This is a genomic window from Burkholderia sp. Bp9143 (assembly GCF_003853645.1).
Classification (GTDB): Bacteria; Pseudomonadota; Gammaproteobacteria; order Burkholderiales; family Burkholderiaceae; genus Burkholderia.
Window position 1 is genome coordinate 55,163 of sequence record NZ_QTPO01000044.1, and the last position, 22,923, is coordinate 78,085.

General features: G+C 62.4%; 28 protein-coding genes and 1 tRNA gene. 21 read left to right on the forward strand and 8 right to left on the reverse strand.

The features are described from left to right. Nucleotides 1–121: 121 nt before the first annotated feature. Entirely contained in the window at nt 122–1,264 is a 1,143-nt protein-coding gene (locus DIE23_RS28495) for a branched-chain amino acid ABC transporter substrate-binding protein (protein WP_124615161.1), read from the forward strand. A 101-nt stretch (nt 1,265–1,365) separates the two neighbouring features. Here DIE23_RS28495 and DIE23_RS28500 read toward each other — a convergent pair whose 3' ends face one another. Continuing rightward, nucleotides 1,366–2,580: an MFS transporter gene (locus tag DIE23_RS28500; RefSeq protein WP_124615162.1), complete on the reverse strand. Its 1,215-nt coding sequence runs from the start codon at nt 2,578–2,580 to the stop codon at nt 1,366–1,368. Between the two features lie 275 nt (nt 2,581–2,855). Between DIE23_RS28500 and DIE23_RS28505 the strand changes: the two genes are divergently transcribed. From DIE23_RS28505 to DIE23_RS28515, 3 genes are all read left to right on the forward strand, one after another. Then, nucleotides 2,856–3,515, forward strand: a complete 660-nt coding sequence (locus DIE23_RS28505; protein ID WP_124615163.1) for a HugZ family protein — start codon at nt 2,856–2,858, stop codon at nt 3,513–3,515. A 354-nt stretch (nt 3,516–3,869) separates the two neighbouring features. Beyond that, on the forward strand, nt 3,870–4,163 hold the full coding sequence (locus DIE23_RS28510) for an H-NS family nucleoid-associated regulatory protein (RefSeq protein ID WP_039324408.1): 294 nt from the start codon (nt 3,870–3,872) through the stop codon (nt 4,161–4,163). A 238-nt stretch (nt 4,164–4,401) separates the two neighbouring features. Next, the gene (locus DIE23_RS28515; protein WP_124615164.1) at nt 4,402–5,559 is read left to right on the forward strand and encodes a cation diffusion facilitator family transporter; all 1,158 of its coding nucleotides are present in this window, start codon (nt 4,402–4,404) and stop codon (nt 5,557–5,559) included. Nucleotides 5,560–5,586: 27 nt separating this feature from the next. Here DIE23_RS28515 and DIE23_RS28520 read toward each other — a convergent pair whose 3' ends face one another. From DIE23_RS28520 to DIE23_RS28530, 3 genes are all read right to left on the reverse strand, one after another. Beyond that, nucleotides 5,587–6,057 carry an Lrp/AsnC family transcriptional regulator gene (locus DIE23_RS28520; protein WP_006477376.1) on the reverse strand — a complete coding sequence of 157 codons (471 nt, stop codon included), beginning with the start codon at nt 6,055–6,057 and terminating at the stop codon, nt 5,587–5,589. A gap of 79 nt (nt 6,058–6,136) precedes the next feature. Further along, entirely contained in the window at nt 6,137–6,796 is a 660-nt protein-coding gene (locus tag DIE23_RS28525; protein WP_124615165.1) for an exonuclease, read from the reverse strand. Beyond that, nucleotides 6,793–7,437 carry an MBL fold metallo-hydrolase gene (locus tag DIE23_RS28530; RefSeq protein WP_124615166.1) on the reverse strand — a complete coding sequence of 215 codons (645 nt, stop codon included), beginning with the start codon at nt 7,435–7,437 and terminating at the stop codon, nt 6,793–6,795. Before DIE23_RS28530 ends, DIE23_RS28525 begins: the two co-directional genes overlap by 4 nt. A 659-nt stretch (nt 7,438–8,096) precedes the next feature. On the opposite strand from DIE23_RS28530, the gene DIE23_RS28535 reads away from it, so the two are divergent. Then, complete coding sequence (locus DIE23_RS28535; protein WP_124615167.1) at nt 8,097–8,708, forward strand: septal ring lytic transglycosylase RlpA family protein; 612 nt, start codon at nt 8,097–8,099, stop codon at nt 8,706–8,708. 95 nt (nt 8,709–8,803) lie between these two features. Here DIE23_RS28535 and rsmI read toward each other — a convergent pair whose 3' ends face one another. Then, a complete protein-coding gene (gene rsmI / locus DIE23_RS28540; RefSeq protein WP_124615168.1) occupies nt 8,804–9,682 on the reverse strand; it encodes a 16S rRNA (cytidine(1402)-2'-O)-methyltransferase in 879 nt (292 codons plus the stop codon). A gap of 46 nt (nt 9,683–9,728) precedes the next feature. Here rsmI and DIE23_RS28545 point away from each other — a divergent pair, with 46 nt between their 5' ends. From DIE23_RS28545 to DIE23_RS28585, 8 genes are all read left to right on the forward strand, one after another. Then, on the forward strand, nt 9,729–10,157 hold the full coding sequence (locus DIE23_RS28545; protein ID WP_185646551.1) for a YraN family protein: 429 nt from the start codon (nt 9,729–9,731) through the stop codon (nt 10,155–10,157). A gap of 127 nt (nt 10,158–10,284) precedes the next feature. Then, nucleotides 10,285–10,869, forward strand: coding sequence for an SIS domain-containing protein (locus DIE23_RS28550; protein ID WP_059691549.1), 585 nt, complete (start codon nt 10,285–10,287; stop codon nt 10,867–10,869). Nucleotides 10,870–10,886: 17 nt separating this feature from the next. Beyond that, the gene (locus DIE23_RS28555) at nt 10,887–11,684 is read left to right on the forward strand and encodes a BON domain-containing protein (protein ID WP_124615170.1); all 798 of its coding nucleotides are present in this window, start codon (nt 10,887–10,889) and stop codon (nt 11,682–11,684) included. Then, the gene (locus DIE23_RS28560; RefSeq protein WP_124615171.1) at nt 11,681–12,040 is read left to right on the forward strand and encodes a c-type cytochrome; all 360 of its coding nucleotides are present in this window, start codon (nt 11,681–11,683) and stop codon (nt 12,038–12,040) included. The genes DIE23_RS28555 and DIE23_RS28560 overlap by 4 nt, the downstream gene beginning before the upstream one ends. A 66-nt stretch (nt 12,041–12,106) precedes the next feature. Next, a tRNA-Ala gene (locus DIE23_RS28565) sits at nt 12,107–12,182 on the forward strand. 580 nt (nt 12,183–12,762) lie between these two features. Next, the gene (locus tag DIE23_RS28575; RefSeq protein ID WP_124615173.1) at nt 12,763–13,698 is read left to right on the forward strand and encodes a plasmid stabilization protein; all 936 of its coding nucleotides are present in this window, start codon (nt 12,763–12,765) and stop codon (nt 13,696–13,698) included. Between the two features lie 708 nt (nt 13,699–14,406). Further along, nucleotides 14,407–14,691, forward strand: coding sequence for a hypothetical protein (locus DIE23_RS28580; protein ID WP_124615174.1), 285 nt, complete (start codon nt 14,407–14,409; stop codon nt 14,689–14,691). 37 nt (nt 14,692–14,728) lie between these two features. Beyond that, nucleotides 14,729–15,619, forward strand: coding sequence for a hypothetical protein (locus DIE23_RS28585; RefSeq protein WP_124615175.1), 891 nt, complete (start codon nt 14,729–14,731; stop codon nt 15,617–15,619). Between the two features lie 272 nt (nt 15,620–15,891). Here DIE23_RS28585 and DIE23_RS28590 read toward each other — a convergent pair whose 3' ends face one another. Together DIE23_RS28590 and DIE23_RS28595 are read right to left on the reverse strand one after the other, a co-directional pair. Continuing rightward, nucleotides 15,892–16,821, reverse strand: a complete 930-nt coding sequence (locus DIE23_RS28590) for a hypothetical protein (protein ID WP_124615176.1) — start codon at nt 16,819–16,821, stop codon at nt 15,892–15,894. A 37-nt stretch (nt 16,822–16,858) separates the two neighbouring features. Further along, complete coding sequence (locus DIE23_RS28595) at nt 16,859–17,323, reverse strand: hypothetical protein (RefSeq protein ID WP_124615177.1); 465 nt, start codon at nt 17,321–17,323, stop codon at nt 16,859–16,861. 28 nt (nt 17,324–17,351) lie between these two features. Between DIE23_RS28595 and DIE23_RS28600 the strand changes: the two genes are divergently transcribed. From DIE23_RS28600 to DIE23_RS28625, 6 genes are all read left to right on the forward strand, one after another. Beyond that, nucleotides 17,352–17,645: a HigA family addiction module antitoxin gene (locus tag DIE23_RS28600; protein ID WP_124615178.1), complete on the forward strand. Its 294-nt coding sequence runs from the start codon at nt 17,352–17,354 to the stop codon at nt 17,643–17,645. Next, nucleotides 17,638–17,940, forward strand: coding sequence for a hypothetical protein (locus tag DIE23_RS28605; protein ID WP_124615179.1), 303 nt, complete (start codon nt 17,638–17,640; stop codon nt 17,938–17,940). Before DIE23_RS28600 ends, DIE23_RS28605 begins: the two co-directional genes overlap by 8 nt. Nucleotides 17,941–18,329: 389 nt before the next feature. Further along, entirely contained in the window at nt 18,330–18,671 is a 342-nt protein-coding gene (locus tag DIE23_RS28610) for a plasmid mobilization protein (RefSeq protein ID WP_124615180.1), read from the forward strand. A gap of 2 nt (nt 18,672–18,673) precedes the next feature. Next, the gene (locus tag DIE23_RS28615) at nt 18,674–18,994 is read left to right on the forward strand and encodes a plasmid mobilization protein (RefSeq protein WP_124615181.1); all 321 of its coding nucleotides are present in this window, start codon (nt 18,674–18,676) and stop codon (nt 18,992–18,994) included. A 36-nt stretch (nt 18,995–19,030) separates the two neighbouring features. Beyond that, nucleotides 19,031–19,525, forward strand: a complete 495-nt coding sequence (locus tag DIE23_RS28620) for a hypothetical protein (protein ID WP_124615182.1) — start codon at nt 19,031–19,033, stop codon at nt 19,523–19,525. A gap of 332 nt (nt 19,526–19,857) precedes the next feature. Further along, nucleotides 19,858–20,184 (forward strand): hypothetical protein, encoded by a 327-nt coding sequence (locus DIE23_RS28625; RefSeq protein WP_260436183.1) that lies wholly within the window; start codon nt 19,858–19,860, stop codon nt 20,182–20,184. A gap of 71 nt (nt 20,185–20,255) precedes the next feature. Here the strand turns inward: DIE23_RS28625 and DIE23_RS28630 are convergent, their stop codons facing one another. Continuing rightward, entirely contained in the window at nt 20,256–20,570 is a 315-nt protein-coding gene (locus tag DIE23_RS28630) for a cyclic-phosphate processing receiver domain-containing protein (protein WP_124615183.1), read from the reverse strand. A 294-nt stretch (nt 20,571–20,864) separates the two neighbouring features. On the opposite strand from DIE23_RS28630, the gene istA reads away from it, so the two are divergent. Both istA and DIE23_RS28640 read left to right on the forward strand, forming a co-directional pair. Continuing rightward, a complete protein-coding gene (gene istA, locus DIE23_RS28635) occupies nt 20,865–22,343 on the forward strand; it encodes an IS21 family transposase (RefSeq protein ID WP_409364260.1) in 1,479 nt (492 codons plus the stop codon). After that, nucleotides 22,336–22,923 (forward strand): ATP-binding protein (locus DIE23_RS28640; protein WP_260436184.1); only part of this gene is annotated, 588 nt, incomplete at its 3' end. The genes istA and DIE23_RS28640, both read left to right, overlap by 8 nt.

Here is a 22,923-nt window from a genome sequence, read left to right on the forward strand (position 1 = left end):
CACGTGCTTGAGGCCAAGTGCATGAACGATGCAACCGGCGAATCGTCCAGTGATGCAAACACAGGGATGGCAGCGGGGCACCGGGCGATGGCGTTTATTGGGACCGAAACTGGAGACTTACATGAATATCAAGATGCAAAAGCTGTTGCCGATCACCGCAGCTGCGATGCTGTGCGCTGCAGCTGCAGGCAACGCAGCCGCCGATCAAGTCGTCAAGATCGGCCACGTCGCGCCGTTGACGGGCGGCATTGCACACCTGGGCAAGGACAACGAAAACGGTGCGCGTCTCGCAGTCGAGGAGGTCAACGCCAAGGGTCTCACGATCGGCGGCCAGAAAATCACGCTGCAACTCGATGCGCAGGATGACGCGGCCGACCCGCGCCAGGCCACGCAGGTTGCGCAGAAGCTCGTCGACGACAAGGTCGTCGCCGTCATCGGCCACCTGAACTCGGGTACGTCGATCCCGGCCTCGAAGATCTACAGCGATGCGGGCATCGTGCAGATCTCGCCGTCGGCGACCAACCCGGCTTACACGCAGCAAGGCTTCAAGACCACGTATCGCGTGGTGGCGACCGATGCGCAGCAAGGCCCGGCACTCGCGAACTACGCGCACTCGAAGGGCATCAAGAGCGTCGCGGTGGTCGACGATTCGACCGCATACGGCCAGGGCCTCGCGAACGAATTCGAAAAGAAGGCAAAGGCGCTCGGCCTGAAGGTGCTGTCGCACGACGCGACCAACGACAAGGCGGTCGACTTCCGCGCGATTCTGACCAAGATCAAGGGCGAGAATCCGGACGCGATCATGTACGGCGGCATGGACGCCACCGGCGGCCCGTTCGCGAAACAGGCGAAGCAGCTCGGCCTGCGCGCGAAGATCTTCGCGGGCGACGGCGTGTGCACGGAGAAGCTGGCCGACCTGGCCGGCGACGCGACCGACAACATCGTGTGCTCGGAAGCCGGTGCATCGCTCGAGAAGATGCCGGGCGGCGGCGCGTTCAAGGCGAAGTACGAGAAGCGCTTCGGCCAGCCGATCCAGATCTACGCGCCGTTCACGTATGACGCGGTGTACATCGTCGTCGACGCGATGAAGCGCTCGAACTCGACGGATCCGGCGAAGATCCTGTCCGCGATGCCGGCGACGAACTACACGGGCGTGATCGGCACGACGACCTTCGACTCGAAGGGCGACCTGCAGCACGGCGTGATCTCGCTGTACAACTACAAGAGCGGCAAGAAGACGCTGCTCGACGAAGTGAAGATGTAAGCTGAAAAGCGGTCGACAGAAGGGGTGAAAGCGCGCCTGCGGCAACGCAGGCGCGCTTTCTTTTTGGCGGCCTCGCAGCGGGCGGCGTGCCCGCCGTGCGGTCAGATCTTCAGGTGTGCGAGGACCTTCGGCGCGACGGCCGCGACGAGCGCCGCGCACAGCGCGACGACGGACAGGCCGACGGTCAGGTTCGCGGTCTGCGCGACCGCGCCGATCACGACCGGACCGAACAGCAGTCCGAAATACGCGAGCCCGGCCACGTGCGCGAGGCCTTCGGCCGCGTGGATGCCTTTCACGCGTGCAGCGGCGGCGAACAGCACGGGCATCATGTTCGCGAGGCCGAGGCCCATCAGCGTGAAGCCCGTCAGCACGGCGATCGGGTTCGGCAACAGCAGTGCGCCGATCATCCCGGCGCATGCGAGCGACGCGCTCGCGAACACGAGTTGCGGCGCGCCGAAACGCGCGCGCACCGCGTCGCCGGCGAAACGCGCGATCGCCATCCCGCCGGAGAACGCCGCATAGGCGGCGCTCGCGAGCGCGGGGCTCGCCGCGACGACGTCGCGCATATAGACCGTCGCCCAGTCGTACATCGCACCTTCGGCGATCAGCGCGATCAGCGCGATGCCACCGAGCATCCACAGCGCGGGCGAGCGCCAGCGGTTGCCGCCGCCGTGCGCGTGTTCGTGATGCGGGACGTGCGGCAGCACGGAGGGGCTCGCGGCGAGCAGCACCGCCGCGCTGACGGCCGCCGCAAGCGCGAGATGCACGGCCGGTGCCATGCCGGCCGACAGCAGCGTGCCGCCGGCCGCCGCTCCCGACATCCCGCCGATGCTGAACATCCCGTGCAGCGACGACATGATCGGCTTGCCGAGCGCGATCTCGACCGCGCTCGCCTCGGCGTTCATCGCGACGTCGAGCGTCGCCATCGAGAAGCCGAACAGCGCGAGCACGGCGAGCAGCATCCAGTAATCGGGGACGACGAGGATCAGCGCCGCGCAGGCGGACATCACGAGCCCGCCCGCGAGGCACGCGGTGCGCGAGCCGACGCGCGCGATCCAGCGCGCGATCGTCAGCATCGCGGCGATCGAGCCACCCGCGACCGCGAACAGCGCGATCGACAGCAGCCCCGGGCTCAACGCGAACTTGTCGCGCACGGTCGGCACGTGCACGCCCCACGACGCGTACATCATGCCGGCGACGAAGAACAGAGCCATCGTGGCCGTGCGTGCGCGCTGGCGGACCGGCAAGGCCAGCACGCGATGCGCGTCGGGCGGTGCGGCGAAGTCGGACGAGGATCGGGAGGAAGTTTCGGACACGGAACGCTCTTGAATGGACAATGCGCGGGCGCGTCGCGCCCGTCGGATTCGTCCGATTCTATCGAACCGCTTACGGTCTTGCCGGCGCGCTGGCCGTCAGGCCGATCATGATCGGCGCGCACGCCGCTTGCGCGGGTCGCGTCAGCCGTTCGGCCGATGCCCGGCGGGCCGCCGCCGCAGGTAACATCGGTGCGCAGGCGGCGTGTCCGACGCGTTCCAGTGCGGCGCGTCTTCGCCATCCTTGCCGCCCAGGCTTTCCGACCGCAGGAGTCACCGTGAACATCGATCCCGCCCTTGCCCTGCACCTGCTGCACCGCTGCGCGCTCGGTACGCTCGCGACCCACGCGCGCGACCCGCAAGGCTTTCCTTATCCGACGGTCGTGCCGTTCGCACCCGATGCGAATCATCGGCCCGTGATTCTCGTGAGCGGCCTCGCCGAGCACACGCGCAACCTCGCCGCCGATCCACGCGCGGGCTTCCTCGTCGTCGACGCGCCGGACGGCGACGTGCTGAACGCCGAGCGCGCGACGTTGCTCGGCCGCTTCGTGCAGCTCGGCGACGATCCGCATGTCGCCGCACGCTACACGCGCTACCAACCCGACGCCGCGCGCTATCTCGCGCTGGGCGATTTCACCTTCTGGGCGCTCGACATCGAGCGGCTGCGCTATATCGGCGGGTTCGGTCGAATGGGCTGGGTGGACGGCTCGGGCCTTGATGTGCTGCCGCCGCTCGTGTTCGAGGACGAACGGGCGTTGTGGGACGCGTACGACTCGAGCGATGCGCGCCGCGACGGGCTCGACCTGCTCGGCGTCGACCGCCATGGCGCCGACTGGCGCTGCGACGGCCGCCGAGTGCGCACGCCGTTCGACCCGGTGCCGGGCGACGCCGATGCGTTGCGCGAACGGTTGATGGTCTGCGCGCGGGATGTGACGTGACGCCGCGGATACCGCTTTGTCTGTTTAGCGGCCTGCGCCGTATGATTTTCGCAAACTTGTCGCCTGATGAAAGCTTCTATTTTTCTGCACGCAGGGTAATTGCGTATGTTGATAGGCCTATTACCGGATCGGTAATGTCCTAATCTCTACGCAAGCGCGTAAAAATTTGAGAAAAGGCCGTGGCCGGTCAAAATGACACGCGTGAATTACAATTGGTCTCGGGATTTTCATGAATCCCGCTTCTATCAAATCTTTTTTGTGCTAATCTCTGCCTTCAAAATCCGAGGCACAAATATTTCAAGAATGGTGAGCCGGCTGCAGACCGGTGCCATTGATCATATAGAAAGGGAAACTATGTCTTCTTACAAGGACCTGCTGGCCCAGCGGGAGAAGCTGGAGAAGCAAATCGAAGAAGCGAAGTCGCGCGAATACGCCGAAGTGCTGAATGACGTGAAGCAGAAGATTGCCGACTACGGCTTTTCGCTCGCCGACCTCGGCCTCAGCCGCGCGAAGGCTGGCAAGGTCGGTCGCCCGCGCGCAGGCGTGGCGGCCAAGTATCGCGATCCGGAAACGGGCGCGACGTGGTCGGGCCGCGGCAAGCCGCCGCGCTGGATCGCCGGCAAGAACCGCGAACAGTTTGCGATTTAAACAACTGTTTAAGTCGTCGCCTCAAAAAGAGCCGCGTGTCCGTTCAGGAGCGCGGCTTTTTTGTACTGTGGCATCCGAATGTATGCGTCTTGTCATGAAAACGTCATAAACGGCGCGTGAATGAAAATGCGACCCGTTCGCATAAGCGGTTGATTTAAATGGAAAATTCGAGGTTATCGGAATGCCCCGCGGGCATCGTTTGGTAGAATTCCGTATCCCAACCGATATCTCGTATTTCATGTCCACGTTTTCCGACGACGCGCAAAGCGCGGATAAGCACGCGGTTGCGCGCAAGAGCACCTTCGTCAGTATCGTGCTGAATGTCGTGCTTGCGACATTTCAGATCGTCGTCGGCGTGGTTGCGCATTCGCAGGCATTGATTGCCGACGGCGTCCATTCGATTTCCGATTTGATCTCGGATTTTGTCGTACTGGTTGCGAATCGCCATAGTGGTGCATCGCCGGATGCCGATCACAATTACGGACACAGCCGTTACGAGACCGTCGCGTCGCTGTTCCTCGGTGCGATCCTGATCGCGGTCGGCATCGGCATGCTCTGGCGCGCCGGCGACCGTCTCGTGAATCTCGAAAACATCCCGGCCGTCCATTTTTCCGCGTTGATCGTCGCGCTGACCGTGCTCGTGTCGAAAGAGGCGCTGTTCCGCTACATGTTGCGCGAGGCGCGGCGCGTGCGTTCGGCGATGCTCGTCGCGAACGCATGGCATGCGCGCTCGGACGCCGCATCGTCGCTCGTCGTCGCGATCGGCATCGTCGGCAGTCTCGCCGGCGTGCGGCTGCTCGACCCGATCGCCGCCGCGATCGTCGGCTTCATGGTCGCGCGCATGGGCTGGACGTTCGGCTATGACGCGCTGCAGGACCTGTCGGATCGCGCGCTCGACACTGCCGCCACGGCCGAGATCCGCGCGCTGCTCGCGGCGACCCCGGGCGTGCGCGACGTGCACGACCTGCGCACGCGCAAGATGGGCGATGCGGCGCTCGTCGACGCGCACATTCTGGTCGACCCGATGATTTCCGTATCCGAAGGGCACTACATCGCGGAAAGCGCGCGTGCGCGCGTGCTGTCCGACCCGCGCGTGCTCGACGCGCTGATCCATGTGGACCCCGAGAACGACGCGGCGCGCCGTCCGGCGCTCGCGCTGCCGCCGCGCGACGAGATCACGGCGCGGCTCGAGGCCGCGCTCGCCCAGCGTGGGCTGCACGCGGCCACGATCAACCTGCACTACCTGAGCACGGGGCTCGAGATCGACGTGACGCTCGACACCGGCGCCGGCGATTCCGACGCGGCGCTGGTCGGCCGGCTCGATGTCGATACGCTCAAGCGCCAGTTCGGCGCGCGCCGGATCGGCTTCACGCGCGGGCTGCCCGCGCAGGCGTGAGCGGCGCCCGCGACCGCGGGCCGCGCGTTACAGCGGCAGTTGCGTGTCGAACTTGATTTCGCGCAGCACGACGCTCGTACGCACCTGCGACACGGCCGGAATCTTGAAGATCCGTTCGTGGAGGAAGACGTCGTAGGCCTTGATGTCGGGGGCGACGATCTTGAGGATGTAATCCGCTTCGCCCGTCGTGCTGTAGCACTCGGTGACCTCCGGGCAGGTCGCGATCTCGCGCTCGAACTGCTCGACGCCGCCTTCGTTGTGGCGGGTCAGGTGCACGTGCGCGAGCGCACATACGTGCAGGCCGAGCTTCTCGCGATCGAGCAGCGCGGTGTAGCGCTGGATCACGCCGGACTGTTCCATGTCCTTGATGCGACGCCAGCACGGCGTGCTCGACAGGCCGACCTGGTCGGAGATTTCCTGCACGGAACGGCGCGCGTCGAGCTGCAACAGGCGAAGGATTTTTTGCGAAAAGGAATCGAGCGTCACCTGCGCCTCCATGCGGCAGCTACAACACGCTCAATGTTAGAGGGCCGGGAAAGGAAAGGCAATCTGGTGGCGTGTCATTGAGCGAGATTCGCTAATTTGCGCGCGGATCCGTTGGGTTTTGTCCCGCTCCCGCCTGTTCCGACCGATCGGTGTCGGCTACCGCGAGGCCCGCGAGCGCGGCCTGCTGGCGGCGCAGGTCGGCGAGCATGTTGCAGAACAGCGCACCTTGCTCGATCGCATCGTCCAGCGCGACGTGCGTGTGCGGATGATCGTCGAACCAGTGCTTTGGAAAGCGCGGCTTGATCGCCTTGCGGTACGGCAGGCCCGTCATCGCGAACGCGAGCGTCTTGATGTCGAGCGCCGACCACGAGAACGGGCAGCGTCCGGCGAAGCGCATCATGTACCAGAACATGAACGTGAAATCGAAGCCGGCCGGCATCGCGACGAACACCGGCTTGCCGGGCAGCGCCTCGACCCACTCGACATACGCGACGAGCGCGGCCTCCGGCGCCTGCAGGTCGCGCCGGCACGCGGCCCACGCTAGCGGCTCCGTCTTCCACCACGCTTCCTGCACCGGATGGGCTTGCGCGCCGGGCAGCGTCTCGAGGTTCGCCGAGAACGTCGCGATCAGCTGCTTGTCCTCGGTATAGGCGGCCGACGCGAAGCTCAGCATCGAGTGCGGGCCGGGAATCGGGCCGTCGGCCTCGACGTCGGTGCTGACGTAGATCTCGGGGATGGCGGTCTGGTTCATCCGAATACCTTGTCGGACACGAACGGATTCGTGCGGCGCTCGTCGCCGAAGGTCGACACCGGGCCGTGGCCCGGCACGAACGTGACGTCGTCGCCGAGCGGCCACAGCTTCTCCTTGATCGAGCGCACGAGGTCCGCGTGGTTGCCGCGCGGGAAATCGGTCCGGCCGATCGAGCCGGCGAACAGCACGTCGCCGACGATCGCGACGCGATGCGCGCGACTGAAGAACACGACGTGGCCGGGCGTATGGCCGGGGCAGTGATAGACCTCGAGCGTCTCGTCGCCGAACTGCACGGTGTCGCCGTCGTTCAGCCAGTGATCCGGCTCGAATGCCTCGGCGGCCGGAAAGCCGAAGCGCTGGCTCTGCATCGGCAGTTGCTCGATCCAGAAGCGCTCGTCTTCCTGCGGCCCCACGATCGGCACGCCGTAATGCGTCGCGAGCGCCTTCGCGCCCGCGCAGTGATCGACGTGGCCGTGCGTGAGCAGCACCTTCTCGACCTGCACGTTCTGCCGCGCGATTTCCTGTTCGATCCGTTCGAGATCGCCGCCCGGATCGACGACGACGGCGCGGCCGGTCTTTTCGCAGACGAGCAGCGAGCAGTTCTGCTGGAACGGCGTGACCGGAATGAGCGTGACTTTCATGGAGGCACCGGCGGCTAAAAGGAGCGATTGTACCGGTCGCGCGCGCTACCTGCCGGCCCTGCGGCGCGGTGTCGGACACGCTTCTGCGGGCAATCCCCGAGCATCCCGATTGTTACCGCCATAGTGAGAATCAATGGTCCGGACGGGGTGCTTTTCGAGACAGGCTTTTGGTTTATGTATAATGCGCTCCATTGCACGTGAAATTCACGTAATTCGCTGGTGTTTCGACCCCGTTGAATGGGGTGTCGGATTCACCGTCAAGCATCGACCGCCGGGGAGTCCGGCGGTGTATCCAGCACCGAGCATTCGGTGCTCACGTCTTGTCCGGCCGGGTGCTGCGCGCCCGTCTGCGGCCTTGCTGCCGCGCCGCCGGATGAGGCCTGTGCCGCCGTTCCTGTGCGTTGGCTGTACGCGACGCGCGCGAACGTGAAAGCCATGTTCGATGGCGGCATGTGGGGTCTGGTCAGGCTGCCGGGGACAGGTTGCGCCAGACGTGAAAACTAATCAGGACGGTTGCGGCAGAGACGAAAGCCGCGCCCATGCTAGCCGCCTGCTCACGTATCCGAGCGGGGCGTGCACGCATTTGCCGTCCGGGCCGCGTATCCGCGTTGTTGAGCAGCGTTGTATCGGTGCGGCCCGAACCAGAAGGCGACACGTCGATGAATTTTCGTTTTCCGACTCGTTTCGGGACCATCGCATTATTTTTTGCGCTGACGGGCTGTGCGGTGCCACCCAGCCAGACCACCGGCAGCGCCAACCAGAAGAACGCGGTCAACAAGACGGCCGGGGCCGCGAAAGCGGATGACGACAAGCAACAACTGAATTTCGATTCCGCGCTGGCATCGATGCCGGCTGCCGACAGCAAGGACGCGAAGAAGTCGTCACTGGCGGACGCCGAGCCGATCGACGGCAAGGATGTGTCCGACTTCCGCCAGACGGGCCGGGCATCGTGGTATGGCCGGGATTTCCACGGCCGCCGCACCGCGAACGGCGAGCGCTTCAACATGAATGCGCTGACCGCCGCGCACCGCACGCTGCCGCTGTCGTCGTACATCAAGGTGACGAACGCGTCGACCGGCAAGTGGGTTGTCGTGAAGGTCAACGACCGCGGGCCGTACAAGCGCGGCCGCGTGCTCGACCTGTCGTATGCCGCTGCCAGGATGATCGGCCTCGTGCACGCCGGCACGGGCCGCGTGAAGATCGAAGGGCTGTCGCCGCAGGAAGCGCGCGAGGCACGCGACGAAATGTTGGCGTCGGTCTCGGCGAAGTAACGCGGCGGTTCGTCCGTCCATGCAAAAGGGCTGCCTTCGGGCAGCCCTTTTTCGTTTCCGCGTGCCGGGCGGCGGGTGCCGCCCGTGCTCGCGCGTCAGCCTTCCTTCAGCACCAGCGCGCGCGCATACAACGCGTTGCGCGACGCGCCCGTCAGCGCGGCCGCGAGCTTCGCCGCGCTCTTCACCGGCACTTCTTCCAGTAGCAGCTTGAGCAGCGCGTCATGCGCGGTGTCGTCGGCTTCGCCGCCGTCGGCCGGCGCACCCTCGACGACCAGCACGAACTCGCCGCGCTGCCGGTTCGCATCGCCGTCGAGCCAGCTCTGTCCTTCGGCCAGGGTGCCCTGGAACAACTGCTCGTGTAGCTTGGTGAGCTCGCGCGCGATCAGCAGCCGGCGCGCGGGGCCGAACGCGTCGGCGAGGGCGGCGACGGTGTCCGCGATCCGGTGCGGCGCTTCGTAGAACACCAGCGCGTACGGGTGCCGCACGAGCGCCTGCAGCGCGCTCGCGCGCTGCTTTGGCTTCGGCGGCAGGAAGCCCGCGAACGTGAACGTGCCGGCCCAGTCGCCCGCCACGCTCAATGCGGTCACGGCCGCGCTCGCGCCCGGCAGCGGAATCACCGGGAAGCCGGCCGCGCGCACGGCGTCGACGAGCCGCGCGCCGGGGTCCGAAATGCCGGGCGTGCCGGCGTCCGACACGTACGCGACGCGTTCGCCGGCGCGCAGCAACTCGATTACGCGCAGCGCGGCTTCGCGTTCGTTGTGCTCGTGTACGGCGACGAGCGGTTTCGAGATGCCGTAGCGGGTCAGCAACTGGCCCGTGTTGCGGGTGTCTTCGGCCGCGATACGGTCGGCGAGGCCGAGCACGTGCAGTGCGCGCAGCGTGATGTCGGCGGTGTTGCCGATCGGCGTCGCGACCACGTAGAGCGCGGCGTCAGGGTAGTGCTGCGTTTGCGCGAGTTCGAGGAGGGCAGTCATGGCAGGCAATGCGCGCAATCGCGGCGCAAGCGGAACAAGGACGGCATTGTGCCACGCGGCGCCGGCCGCGCCGGGCAGCGAGCGCGGTTTGCCGTCCGGCGGCGGCAACTTTTCCGGCACGGCGCGATCCAGATCGGTTGGCGCGACGTTCGAGCAGCGCGCGCGGCAGTTTCTGGAGCGCCGCGGTCTCGCGTTCGTCGCGGCTAACGTGACGATGCGCGGCGGCGAGCTCGACCTCGTGATGCGCACGCCCGACGGCACGCTCGTGTTCGTCGAGGTGCGCGCGCGGCGGAGCACCCGGCATGGCGGCGCGGCCGCGAGCGTCGGCTGGCGCAAGCGGCGGCGTCTGGTCGCGGCCGCGCTCCATTTCTGGGTGCGGCACGGCGCGGGTGCCGCATGCCGTTTCGACGTCGTCGCGTTCGAGGCCGGCCGGCTCGAGTGGCTGCGCGATGCATTTCGTGCCGACGATGCGTAGCCGCGAGCTGTGACGAGATGTAAAGAGTTCTCGTCATACCCCCGGAGAGGGTGCCGGAGTGCGGTAAACTCGCCGCACCCATGACGTTGCGCGCGGTGTGCCCACGCGCCCAGTTCACCAGGAATCGATGTCAGTCGAACGTATTCAGCAACACTTCCGCGATAGCGCCGCGCTTCATGCCGAAGCGGCCGACGCGCTGTCGCTGCCGATCGCAGCCGCGGTCGATGCGATGTTCGCCGCGCTGGCGAACGGCAACAAGATCGTCGCGTGCGGGGATGGCCCGTCGGCCGCCGCCGCGCACTACCTCGCCGTGTCGCTCGTCGGCGGTTTCGAGCGCGAGCGTCCGGGTCTGCCCGCGATCGCGCTGGCCACCGATGCGTCGCAGGGCGGTCTCACAGGGGCAGCCGCAGCCGATCAGCTGTTCGCGCAGCAGGTGCGTGTGCTCGGGCAGACCGGCGACATCCTGCTGGTGCTCGACGCGAGCGGCGCGTCGCCGCGCGTGCTGGCCGCGATCGACGAGGCGCACGAGCGCGAGATGACCGTCGTCGCGCTGACGGGCGGCGACGGCCATGCCGTCGCGGCCGCGCTGTCCGATACCGATATTCCGATCAGCGTGCCCGCCTCGCGCGCGGCGCGCGTCCACGAAGTCCATCTGCTGACCATCCACTGCCTGTGCGACGGCATCGACGCGATGCTGCTGGGTGAGGATTGAACGAAGGAGAGCCGTCGATGAATCAAAGCCGCGTCAAACAGACGCTCGTCAGAACCACGTTGCTCGCCGCGCTGACGGCGGGCCTTGCGATGTCGCTGCAGGGCTGCGTGCTCGGCGTGCTGGGTGCGGCGGCCGGCGGCGGCGCGCTGATCGCGACCGATCGCCGTACGCTCGGCGCGCAGACCGAGGATCGCGAGATCCAGGTCAAGTCGCTTACCCAGATCAACAACGGGCTGCCGGACCAGTCGCATGTGAACGTGACGGTGTTCAACCGCCGCGTGCTGCTGACGGGCGAAGTGCCGAACGACGCGTCGAAGCAGCGCGCCGAGGAAATCGTGCGCGGTATCAACAACGTGAACGCGATCGTCAACGAGCTGTCGGTGGAGCCGGCGTCGTCGCTGTCGTCGCGCGCGAACGACTCGTATCTCGAAGGCCGCGTGAAGTCCGAGTTCATTGCGACGAAGGGGCTGTCGGCGAACTACTACAAGGTCGTCAGCGAGCGCGGCAACATCTACTTGCTGGGTCTCGTGACGGTCGACGAAGGCAATCGCGGCGCGGCTGCGGCGAGCCAAGTGCCGGGCGTCGAGAAGGTCGTGAAGGTGTTCCAGTACATCCAGCCGCAGGACGCGCAGGCATTGCAGGCCGCGTCGCCGAGCGGGGCGGCCGGCGCGCAGCCCGCCGCCGCGCCCGCGGATGCCGCGACGGTCGGTGCCGTGCCCGATGCATCGGTCCAGTCCACGCCGCTGCAACCGCCGGCGCCGATCTCGAATTCGTCGAGCGTGCATCCGGGCAACCCGAAGGCCACGCCGCAATGAAGTCGACGCAGATGAAGATCACGCAATGGATGGTGCGAGGCGCCGCGGCAGCGGCGCTCGCGGTCGGCGCGCTCGGCACCGCGCATGCGGACGTCGGCGACGGCTTGAAGGTCGCGCGCAGCAACGCGTGCATGGGCTGCCACGCTGTGGACCGCAAGCTCGTCGGTCCGTCGTTCAAGGACATCGCCTCCCGCTACAAGTCCGATCCGCAGGCCGTCGCGAAGCTGTCGAAGAAAGTGAAGGACGGTGGCTCCGGCGTCTGGGGCGCGATTCCGATGCCGGCGCACCCGCGCATGAGCGACACGGATCTGCGTTCCGTGGTCGAATGGGTGCTGGCGGGCGCGCCGTCGAAATGACGCGTCAGGGGTGACGGAACCCCTATTGCCAAGCGCGGAAATGCATGTGTATGATGGTTGTCTGTTGGGGCGGTAGCTCAGCTGGGAGAGCGTCGCGTTCGCAATGCGAAGGTCGGGAGTTCGATCCTCCTCCGCTCCACCAAAAAATTCAATAAAAACAACGCACTACGTCTTGCGATGTAGTGCGTTGTTTTGCATTCTGCCGCAGGTTTTTGCACACTCATTGTGGCAAATTTGTGGCGCCACAGAGGATCCCGAGGCTGGGCGAGGCGTTGGTAGAAAACGCTGCGCAACTCTACCGAGAATTCGGTGACCGTAAGAGTCAACCTTGCATGCATCAGCTAACCAACGCCGCTGTGTGCACGAATGTGACATAGCGCAAAAATAGGCGAATGTCCATGCAGGCACTACTTACGGTGGATCAACTGGCGGAATGCCTTCGCAAATCGGTCGCAAGCATTCGGAGTGACGCGACTCGAAACCCACAATCCTTGCCCCCCGTCTGTCGGCTCCCAGGGACAAAGCGTCTGCTCTGGCGGGTAGAGGACGTCGAAAATTGGCTCAGCGCACACGTGGGCTCGGCCGTTGTGGCAATCGAACCGGACCAGAAGCCTGCCGCGCCGCGACGCGGCCGCCCGACGAAGGCTGAACAGATCGCGCGGCAACGACACGAGGGGATCCATTCCGGCAGAGTGCCGACGGGTCAGTCGGCTCGTTGATTCGTGACGCTCACATTAGTGCGGGCCAGACAGCCCGGTGCTGGAGATGCTGCGCTCGCGCGGTTGGCAGAGATTCGTGGTGCTGCCGCTGCAACGGCGGCTCCGGCCGCAAGAGCGCCACAGGAATTTTTTCTCCCGGGTCTCGACGAGCTCAGACGCACGATGCCGAACCATATCGCCCGTTCAAGCCTGTTTTCTCCGGTCGTGAGAGGGGCGAAGACGCTACATCGAGAAAGCGTTCTAGTCACCCGAAAGGACGCGGTCATCAAGTTTTGGGGAGAGCAACTCGATGAAGCGCAGGCCGATGTATGGATGCAGATTATGTACGAGGCAACGATGCGTCCGTTGGGTGAGCCCGTCCCCATCTGCCGCGCTCAATTTCTGCGCGCCATCGGACGGCATACTGGGAAGTATGAGTATGCGTGGCTGCATCGCACGATGAAAGTGCTGTCCTTCGCCATGCTCGTGATCGAGGCCACGAACGACGGTAAGCCCAAGCTGCAGGTCGGCACTTCCGGCGCCCTGCACTTGCTTGACGGTTTTGACTATGACGATGTTCGCAAGGAGTACTCAGTTCGGGTCGATCCGAGGTGGCGCAACCTGTACGAAAATCGCGAATTCGCCTTCATTGATTGGGCGAAACGTCTGCAAATACGGCAGGGTCAAGATATGGCGAAAACGCTTCAGCGCCTTGTGGCAACATCAGACGACATCATTCAACGATTTCGTCTCGTCTGGTTGAAGGAGAAGATGCAGTACCGCAGTCCGATGCGAAAGTTCAAAAGCTCGCTGACTGCTGCCATGGAAGAACTGGAGCGGCTTGAGATCATAGCAGCGGGGCGCATTGAACTTAGCACCAAAGGGATTGAGCAGGCCGTGTGGACGCGGATTGATGGCCAAAACAACCATCGGGGTAGCGTTCCCCTTGCATCGGGGTAGCGTTCCGCTTTATCGGGGCTGCATTCCGCTTCATCGGGGTAGCGTTCCGGGTGCCTTGCCAGGATGCTTGCTGGCAAAGGCTTTGAGGGACGCTGTTTGCCCTCTACCTTCTTTCTACCTTTCTCTTACTCCGGCAAGTATGTGGACAATCTACATTCGCGACTGCGAGTGGTCAGAAGCTGCGGGCAAGTGGAATTCGTGAGGCTGGGGGGCTCAGCAAATCAAACACTTACCCGCCAATTCCGTCTTTGCGGCGTGCGACGAATTCGCGAGACTGAACGGACGACGATACGGCTCAGCCCGGCCACTTTCCGACACTCGTCCGGCACAGCCGCCACCGCCATTCCGATGGCTGTTACGCCGCGGTAGCGAATCAAGGTCTTAGAACCGGCAACCTCAGGGTGCACACCATTTTGACATGTGCCGCCAGGCGGGAACCCTTGTCCGACTTTGGCTGCTCAAGAAGTGTTCATATTTCCGCCGACGGGCCGTTATCCGTAAATGTCATCGTGTCATGCACGCGGTATGGTCCGTGCCGGTTTTTTGAGAGATTCCGTACATTGCCGGATGCATGCGAAAAAAAAGTGAACTACGATGCATCTGTGTCACACTGGCGCGTTTTTATCACCAGGCCGTTAGGTGTGCTCTATTGATTTTTGCAACCGATAGCTTGCCGATATGTCGCCCACGCTAGGTCAGGAGAGTGAAATGAAGCTTCACGATATTTTGTCGGAGCGTCTTCCCGAGATAGATGACTCGGTCAAAGAGTGTGTCAACTTGGGCGAGTGGCTGCTTTTCAAGACCGATGCGTTGGCGCGCGACCAGCACGATGTTGCGTTCTATCTCAAAACCGGATCCGGCATATTTGAACTCGATGACAACGGTAAGGTGCTGCACGAGGTAGAGGGTGGCGCTGAAAAGCTCGAGATTGATGAGTTGTTCTATTTTTCCGACGTTCGTAAGCCTACTTCACTGAGCAACACACGCGTCTGATAGGTGGAAACGAAAGGACTCCGGGGTACTAAGAATAATGAGTTTGATCGGTGGGAACACGAGGTGGGTTCTATTTCTTTCCGCGCAAGGCGACGCTGAGCCACGTCATGTACTTGATCTAGCATTTGGCGTTCTGTGTTTGGAGCGCGCTGGCGTAAGCGTAGCGGACATCGCAATCTACGTAGACGGAGCCGATCGAGTCTCGATCGAAAATTTCATAAGGAGCGGCACGAGTTCGCCATTCGTTCTGAAAGAATCAAAGGATTTTTTCGTCGACCAAGCGAACAACGTCTACGAAAACGTCGTTATGTTCGTGACGGGACACGGCGGCCCGGACGGAATTGCGTCTGCGCAACCGATTACGCCATACGCATTGTTAAACTGCTTGAAATCCTCGCCAAAGCTACAACGAGCGATAGTCTATCTTGGGCAGTGTTATGCCGGCATCTTCAACTACATCGGTGCGGGTAAGTCGAAGGGCGACGATGAGAATGATCCAGAAGTGATCTTTATCGGTGCGACTAACCTGCACGAAAGCATTAGTTCATCAACTACAGAGATGTTCTTGACCGGGCCTGTTTCTTGGCCGGCTAACCTTTTTCTTCTTTTTGCTTTCAAGTGGTTTTCAAACCCGGTAGACGTCGATGGCGACGGCAAATTGACGATCATGGACTCCTACAAATATGCGGGCGTCTATTCCAATGCCGTTAATAAGCAAAGGAAGGCTGAGGGGTTGGCGCATTCGGTCGATCTGCAAAAAAAATGGGTGGAGGCTAGGGATGCTCATGCACTGAATCCGTCGGCGTCCACGAATCTGGTGCTCCAGGCCGCGTACACGCATTACGCAACGCACCTTTCTATGCTCTACATTCATCAAGAATGTTGGATTCTCAATGCAATCCCCTCGCAGCGCATTGAGGTAAAGTGATCGTTACCTGCTATGCGCATCAAGTGGTAACGATTTGACCCGCCGGTTAGAGACGGTCCCTCGTCCGAGACGTGCGTTCGGCCAACGCCGCACCATACTTGCACTCGCAGACAGGCATCTACCGGTGCCACGATGCCACACTAGCGGCCAGTCGCGGCTCTACCGGGACGTCAATCCCGGCAGTCTCATCAATTCCGTCTTTCCGGTCTCACGAATTCCATCTCCCTGCAGAAGCCGCGCCACTTGCAGCAGCGCCAGTGGCAATTTCCTACTTAGGTCCGCCCACAATCCTTGCAGCCCCATTCCGGGTCCCAGTCGCCAGCGCAGTAGTAGCAGCGGTCACAGTCGCTTTCGCTGTCCTCGGGCTCCGCTTCTGTGTTCGGCGCCCAGTCCAGATTCAAACTCTTCCAGCGTGTGTCATCGTCGATCCACGACAGTGGATCCATTGCATACGTCAGTACCTCATGTCGCTGAATGCCGACAGACTCAAAATAAGATTGCTCCGTGGTTAGACGGCAAACCTCCATATTCACCAGCTCGTCGCGTACGAGGTTGTATCCGTCAAATCTATCTAAAAATAATTTAACGACGCAACCGGCCAAACAGAGTCGAACGCATCGGTATGCGCCAACCCCGTCGATATCCGAGACTGCTAAACAATTGATCGCTTGGTGTAGTCGATATAACGCAATCGCTTCCGTCAAATGATTGAAGGTTAAGTATTCGTTATACGCTATCGCAAGAAGTAACTGTCCTTCGAATTCGCGGATGGTTTCGCGAAATGTTCTTTCGTTGACAAATTTTGCTTCGATTTCATTCCAAGTGGTCTCCTTGTGCCAAGGGCCGTCATCGGAAAAGCGTGTGCGGCAGAGCGGCCAGAGCACGTTTGGGTCACGCGCGTCTCCCCAAAGTGCCCGCCATAAATTTGAAGGGCCATCGTGGTAAAGTTTTTCGGCATGAGGGAATAGCTGACTTAGCATGCGCAACACATCGACTGGAGGCTTTTTTAGTTTTCCATCCATGAGCTGATACCACTTGTTGGACGACTGAGTGTCCGGCCAGCCGAGTCTTTCAGACTCTCGGTTGATCCAGGCGCCAAACTGGTTAGGGTTGTCGCACCGAGCCTCATCCATTAGGGTTTTTATTAATGCTCTCGTGCGAAGTTTGGCAATTTCAATGTCTTTGGAGGATTGACGTCCCATGGGATGATCAGGCCAAAAAATATAGGAAATTCGACTGTTAATGCTTTAATTCGACACGATAAGGCGGACGACGGCAGCTTTCAAGCGAGCGCCGCGAATGCGTAGTGATCGGCCAGGTTAGCCGGTAGGGCGTTCCGAGCAGATCGAGCAGGAAGTGCCAGTTGGCCACCGATCGCGATTGCCGTTCCGTTACGCCCGAACGAGCTTTCATCGAGTGGGACCGGCCTTCGTAAGGGGCATCGGGCATTGACCTTGGGTCCGTGTGCTGGATCGGTTTCGGGTACGCGACGCCACGTAGCCCAAGCCAGCGTAATAATTTGCCACGATCATCCGCGCATCGGCGGGAAGCCGGCCAACGGCTGCAATCAGTTCGGCGGCGGTCATTGTTTTGTCCCGAGTTGCCGGCGCTCGTCTTGGCCGGTTTTTTCTGACGTTGGAAAAACAGCTTGATCGAAAACGCCTGATCACTATACCGCTTGACGATCGCTTTGTAACGTGTCACGTTACACTAACCAAGAGGAGTGCAGCACGTGACATCGGACTACCGTCATCCTGGCGAGCAGTTACGCCCCAGACTCACAAAGGCTAGGTTGTCGGTGACGGCAGCCGCCGAGGCACTTGGTGTGACCCGCAAGTGCCTCTCTGAGCTGCTGAACGGCCGATTTGGCATAAGTCCAGAGATGGCACTAAGGCTTGCCGCAGGATTTCCCGACACAACACCAGAGTTCTGGCTTGGTCTGCAGATGCGCTGGGAATTACAGGTTGCCCGCAAGAAGCTGGGCCCGCTCGACATCAAACCGCTCACGGAGAAAGGTCATGATTGAAGGCAATCCGCAACCGCTGGCAATCGCGTCAAAGGTCCTCGCGCCAGACACGCTGTCTGCGCTCCGTCGTCACCCCTATCATCTGGTCGGGTGGCGCATCGCCGATCGCTGGGCATTTGACCAGCCCGAGCGTTTGCGAGCCCTTGAGGCGGAAGGTGAAATCCTGGTGCTGATCCGGTTGCTGGAACAGCAGCAGATCGAGCACGAGGCGCTGCTTGACTCGGTGGAGGAGCAGCGTGCGGGGATGTCGCCCACGGAAGTCCTTTTCCAGCGTGGTATCGAGCTTCGCCTGTGATGTCCTCCGGCCCGGCCACTCGCCAGTTCACAGGGGAATGCACGTGAAGTTCTATCTTCGTGTCGCTGGCAGGCTGAAACGTCGACGGAACGATCGGCGGCGCGGACCCCGCCACCCTCGACCGTTTCGACGACGTGAAGATGCTCGAAACAATCGGCGCGAACAGTTACTCGGGCTCCACTGCCGAGTTCACTGCAAAGTACACTGGAACGTACACTGCAGAGTTCACTATTTTGCGAGGCACTTTCAGGACAGGATGGGGAATGTACACACAACATACGTTGTGCGTACAACGGAAAAATGACTTGGTGCCTGCGGCCCCGGCGCCATCCTTTCCTTTCCCTTGAACTCAGGGCTACGCCCCGAGACCCGAACGGCAAAGAGGAAAAATGGTTTTTCAGATAGCAGATGATCCGCGTGACCAGCGACTCGAAGTTCGTGTGACGCCAGCGGAAAAACAGCTGATCCAGAATGCCGCCGCCGCTTGCGGTCGGAGCGTCTCGGAGTTCATCGTGCAGCGTGCCTTGCAGCGGTCCGGTTTCAGCCATGGTGAAAGGGGGGCACTACTTCTGCTCCATGATGTCCTTGACGAGCTTGAGTACCAGACGACACACCGTGACGACCGCAGCGTGGGACAACTCGAAATGATCCTTTCAGGCCTTGCGGAGATACTGAAGGATGTCTGGCAGTCGCCCGTAGTCCTTCCTCTGCCGGAAACAGCTGGAGAATGACAATGGCAGGTCGAAGGAAAAACCAGCGGAAAAGCGAACGGCTGGTCATGCGGACTACCGCGAGCGAGCGCCTCTCGATCGAGAACCGGGCCCGTGAACGTAAACTGGCTGTTTCCGACTACCTGCTTCGCTGCGCTCTGGGCAAACCGGCACAGCTCCACGCCGATGTGGATGCGATCAATTATCTGAGAGAGATCTGCATCGAGGTCAAGAACCTCTATCACGCGAACACGGGCGTGTCGGAAGCCGCTCTTGACAAGGTGATGAAGGCCGCCATAGCGGCCATCGCGCGGGTGTGGGAAAACCCGCGCCAGATGAGATGAAAAGGATGAACGCCCGACAACCCTGGCCGCGCCTTCATGCTGCTTTTTCTTGACACTGAATACACGGGCCTGGCGCAGCCTGATCCGGGATTGATCAGCCTGGCACTGATCGCCGAAGATGGCCGTCGTGAGTTTTATGTTGAGCTGGCCGACACCTGGCAGCCGGCGGATTGCACCGAGTTCGTCAGGCGGGAGGTTTTGCCGCGACTCGACGGCTCACCGCGCACGCTGGAACAGGCGCGAGTCGCGTTGCGCGAATGGCTGGTCGACGCGCCGCGTCATGTGCAGGCCGCCTGCGACTCGGTCACCGATTTCCGTTTTCTGCTGGCATTGCTCGGAGCGCCTCGCCCTGGCAATCTGGCTGCCGACTACTTTGACCTGCGCCCGCTGATCGACACGTCTGTCTATGACAGAACCGTGGCGGCCTGCTACCGGACCGACCCACGCATGCATCACGCGCTTGCGGATGCACGTGCCTATCGTCTTGGTTGGTTGGCGTGGATGGATAGCCGCAAGCGCAACGGACCGTAAGTCGTGCGGTGCGGCGCAAAAGTGACGCGAAGTGGCCCGGGTAAGCGGCACTAACAATTGTCTGCACGCGACCCTCACGGCTGTTTGTTGGGTGGCCGCTTGCGCCGGTTGCAGCAGACCACCACCAACCACACTAGCATCGCCCCGCCGTTCGGTGGGGCCTCAAAGGTGACGGAATGTGGCCCTCGCGCCGGAACCGGCGGAGAACCATGATTTATGGAGCGATCAATCATTAACGGAATGGCCCGGATGGGAGGGCGCGGAGTTCGCATTACTGAGGTCGGGGAGTTCGATCCTCCTTCCAGCAATCGATACGTGTGCGCGAAGAGCTCATGATGAATTCTGAACTGGCCGCTGAGTTGGCTGACGAGGCACAACTGAAAAACGCCATACGCGAGTTGCGCAAGCTGCGAAAAGAGAGCGAGCCCCTCAACCGCGCATGGTCCGATACGCGGGTTTCCAGACTAAGATACGAGCGGGAATACGCGTTCGCGGTCAAGCAACTACAGGAACGGGAGAACCGTATTATGGATGAGCTACGGCCCTATCTCGCTAAGATCGACGCGCTAGAGAAACAGGTGAGGAAGTTGGACCGCAAGATACGGAAAGCGCAGTCCGGCTCGAAGAGTTGTCTGAGCGGACGGCGGCGGATACCCTGATGGCTCTCCTATCGCATGTTCTTTGTGGATATCCGCCGCGAACCTGGTGGAACGGAGGATCTGCGGCGAAGCTAACTTCGATCGGGCCGGCTACGCTGCGCGAGCAGGCTTTTTATGGATCTCATGCCAGCAAGCATTTTTGCGGTTGCCGATGAGTTGGCCGAGTGGACGGTGATCTTGGGCGGGATGAATCCCCGAAGCGCGACTGCTTCCTCGATCCAGAGAATCACATCGTAGCCAGTGCCGTGATCATCGTCGCCTAGATCGTGATCCAGACTCAGTTCTTCAACTAGGCCGGACTCAAGCAAAGCAATCGCTTCAGCCGGCCAGTAGACGCGAACCCAGCCGTCAGGCGTTTCGCGTTCGTCATCAAGAAAGACTCTCATCGCCAGGTCGCAGGAAACTCAAGCAGCTCGCGTCATCGCCCCAGCCGCTCGGCTGAGGGGCGGTCAAACGGCTCATCGGTCATTCAGCCCGGCATGCGCAAGTGCCGCCGTGACGTTCTCGATGAACGCGGCTTGGAATGATTCGACCGAGGTTGTTGATGTCCACGCAGAATTGACCCACCTGAGGCAGTAATTTTCATCGAATTTTGACCCACGTGATTGAATGCCCTGCTCAATCTTTGAGCAGGGGATACAGAGGTGATCACGGTGGGCATATTGGCCAAGATCAGGCGGATGTATTTCCGCGAGAAGGTCCCGCTGCGCGAGATTGCCAGGCGCACGGGCCTGTCCCGGAACACGGTGCGCAGCTGGCTTCGGCAGACGGATGCCGTTGAGCCGAAGTACCCGAAGCGCGTCAGCCCGAGCGTCGTCGACGAGTGGGCCGCGCAACTGACGGGCTGGCTGCGGGCAGACAGTCATCGCCCGAAGCGTGACCGGCGCACAGCCCGGTTCATGTTCGAGGCCATCCGCGGCGAGGGCTACGCCGGCAGCTACGGCCGCGTCAGCGCCTTCGTGAGACGCTGGCACGAGGAGCAGGCTGAAGCCCCGCGCAGGAAGGCCTATGTACCGCTGGCCTTCGAACCCGGCGAAGCATTCCAGTTTGACTGGAGCTGCGAATACGCCTTCATCGGCGGGTTGCGGCGACGCCTGGAGGTCGCCCACGTCAAACTCAATGCCAGCCGGGCGTTCTGGCTGGTCGCCTATCCGACCCAGAGTCACGAGATGCTGTTCGATGCGCACGCCCGCGCATTCGCCGCGTTTGGCGGCGTCCCGCGCCGCGGCATCTACGACAACATGAAGACCGCCGTGGACAAGGTCGGCCGCGGCAAGGAGCGCGCGGTCAACGCCCGCTTCGAGGCAATGTGCGGCCATTACCTGTTCGAGCCGGAATTCTGCAACCGTGCCGCCGGCTGGGAGAAGGGCATCGTTGAGAAGAACGTGCAGGACCGGCGCCGCCAGATCTGGCACGAGGCTGCGCTACGACGCTGGGAAACGCTGGAGCTTCTGAACGAATGGGTCGCGGGCCAGTGTCGTCAGGCCTGGCAGATGCGGCACCCGCAGTGGCCCGAGCTGACGGTCGAGGACGTGCTGCAGGACGAGCGCACCAGGCTGATGCCCAATCCACGCCCGTTCGACGGCTATGTCGAGCAGACGCTGCGGGTGTCGTCGACCAGCCTCATCCACTTCCAGCGCAACCGCTACAGCGTGCCCACCGAGTACACGAACCAACTGGTGAGCGTACGCTGCTATCCGGCATATCTCAGCGTCGTCGCCGATGCCCAGGAGATCGCACGTCACGAACGCAGCTTCGAGCGACACATGACCTTCTACGACTGGCGCCATTACATCACGCTGGTCGAGCGCAAACCCGGCGCGTTGCGCAACGGTGCTCCGTTCGTCACGATGCCACAGCCGCTGCAGCAGTTGCAGCGGCACCTACTGAAGCACCCGGGAGGCGATCGCATCATGACGCAGGTGCTCGCCGCGGTGCGCGAACACGGACTCGATGCCGTGCTGCTTGCCGTGCAGGCAGCGCTGGACTCGGGACGCCCCAGTGGGGAGCACGTTCTGAACGTGCTGAGCCGGTTGAAGGCACCCACCACGAGCACCAACCTCGCGACGACGAAACTCCAGCTTACCGAAGAGCCGGCCGCCGACGTGAGCCGCTACGAAACCCTGCGCGCCAACCCATCGGAGGACCGTCATGTCTAACGACATCGCTGCCCAGCTCAAGGGGCTCAAACTGCATGGCATGGCGAGCACCTGGCCAGAGCTGCTGGCGCAGTCGCGTCACACGGAGTTCGACCCGGAGCGCTTCATGAAGCAGCTGCTGATGGCCGAGACGGCGGAGCGACAGGTGCGCTCGATCGCCTATCAGATGACCGCCGCTCGCTTCCCGGCTCACCGCGACCTGAAGGGCTTCGACTTCGCGCAGGCGCACGTCGACGAAGCGCTGGTTCGAGAACTCAGTGACCTGTCGTTCCTCGCAAGCGCACACAACGTCGTGTTCATCGGTGGCCCCGGCACCGGCAAAACGCACCTCGCCTCAGCGATCGGAATTGAGGCCGTGCAACGCCACGGCAAGCGAGTGCGCTACTTCTCGACCGTCGAGCTGACCAACGCACTGGAGCAGGAGAAGTCCATCGGCAAACAAGGCCAGATCGCCCATAAGCTGATGTACGTCGACCTGGTGATCCTCGATGAACTGGGCTACCTGCGCGGCGACAATCATTTTGGCCGGTATAGCGACAGAGGTTTTGGCCGGTGGGGAGAAGTCGGAGGCGGCGTAGCC

Excerpts from the sequence above, each read along its gene's own strand:
- DIE23_RS28585 (WP_124615175.1), top strand. The coding sequence starts at position 14,729 with ATGAGTTTGATCGGTGGGAACACGAGGTGGGTTCTATTTCTTTCCGCG.
- DIE23_RS28530 (WP_124615166.1), bottom strand. The coding sequence starts at position 7,437 with ATGAAAGTCACGCTCATTCCGGTCACGCCGTTCCAGCAGAACTGCTCG.
- DIE23_RS28610 (WP_124615180.1), top strand. The coding sequence starts at position 18,330 with ATGGTTTTTCAGATAGCAGATGATCCGCGTGACCAGCGACTCGAAGTT.
- DIE23_RS28580 (WP_124615174.1), top strand. The coding sequence starts at position 14,407 with ATGAAGCTTCACGATATTTTGTCGGAGCGTCTTCCCGAGATAGATGAC.
- DIE23_RS28625 (WP_260436183.1), top strand. The coding sequence starts at position 19,858 with ATGATGAATTCTGAACTGGCCGCTGAGTTGGCTGACGAGGCACAACTG.
- DIE23_RS28630 (WP_124615183.1), bottom strand. The coding sequence starts at position 20,570 with ATGAGAGTCTTTCTTGATGACGAACGCGAAACGCCTGACGGCTGGGTT.
- rsmI (WP_124615168.1), bottom strand. The coding sequence starts at position 9,682 with ATGACTGCCCTCCTCGAACTCGCGCAAACGCAGCACTACCCTGACGCC.
- DIE23_RS28590 (WP_124615176.1), bottom strand. The coding sequence starts at position 16,821 with ATGGGACGTCAATCCTCCAAAGACATTGAAATTGCCAAACTTCGCACG.
- DIE23_RS28535 (WP_124615167.1), top strand. The coding sequence starts at position 8,097 with ATGAATTTTCGTTTTCCGACTCGTTTCGGGACCATCGCATTATTTTTT.
- DIE23_RS28615 (WP_124615181.1), top strand. The coding sequence starts at position 18,674 with ATGGCAGGTCGAAGGAAAAACCAGCGGAAAAGCGAACGGCTGGTCATG.
- DIE23_RS28515 (WP_124615164.1), top strand. The coding sequence starts at position 4,402 with ATGTCCACGTTTTCCGACGACGCGCAAAGCGCGGATAAGCACGCGGTT.
- DIE23_RS28520 (WP_006477376.1), bottom strand. The coding sequence starts at position 6,057 with ATGGAGGCGCAGGTGACGCTCGATTCCTTTTCGCAAAAAATCCTTCGC.
- DIE23_RS28555 (WP_124615170.1), top strand. The coding sequence starts at position 10,887 with ATGAATCAAAGCCGCGTCAAACAGACGCTCGTCAGAACCACGTTGCTC.
- DIE23_RS28495 (WP_124615161.1), top strand. The coding sequence starts at position 122 with ATGAATATCAAGATGCAAAAGCTGTTGCCGATCACCGCAGCTGCGATG.
- DIE23_RS28605 (WP_124615179.1), top strand. The coding sequence starts at position 17,638 with ATGATTGAAGGCAATCCGCAACCGCTGGCAATCGCGTCAAAGGTCCTC.
- DIE23_RS28620 (WP_124615182.1), top strand. The coding sequence starts at position 19,031 with ATGCTGCTTTTTCTTGACACTGAATACACGGGCCTGGCGCAGCCTGAT.
- DIE23_RS28560 (WP_124615171.1), top strand. The coding sequence starts at position 11,681 with ATGAAGTCGACGCAGATGAAGATCACGCAATGGATGGTGCGAGGCGCC.
- istA (WP_409364260.1), top strand. The coding sequence starts at position 20,865 with ATGTATTTCCGCGAGAAGGTCCCGCTGCGCGAGATTGCCAGGCGCACG.
- DIE23_RS28510 (WP_039324408.1), top strand. The coding sequence starts at position 3,870 with ATGTCTTCTTACAAGGACCTGCTGGCCCAGCGGGAGAAGCTGGAGAAG.
- DIE23_RS28525 (WP_124615165.1), bottom strand. The coding sequence starts at position 6,796 with ATGAACCAGACCGCCATCCCCGAGATCTACGTCAGCACCGACGTCGAG.
- DIE23_RS28550 (WP_059691549.1), top strand. The coding sequence starts at position 10,285 with ATGTCAGTCGAACGTATTCAGCAACACTTCCGCGATAGCGCCGCGCTT.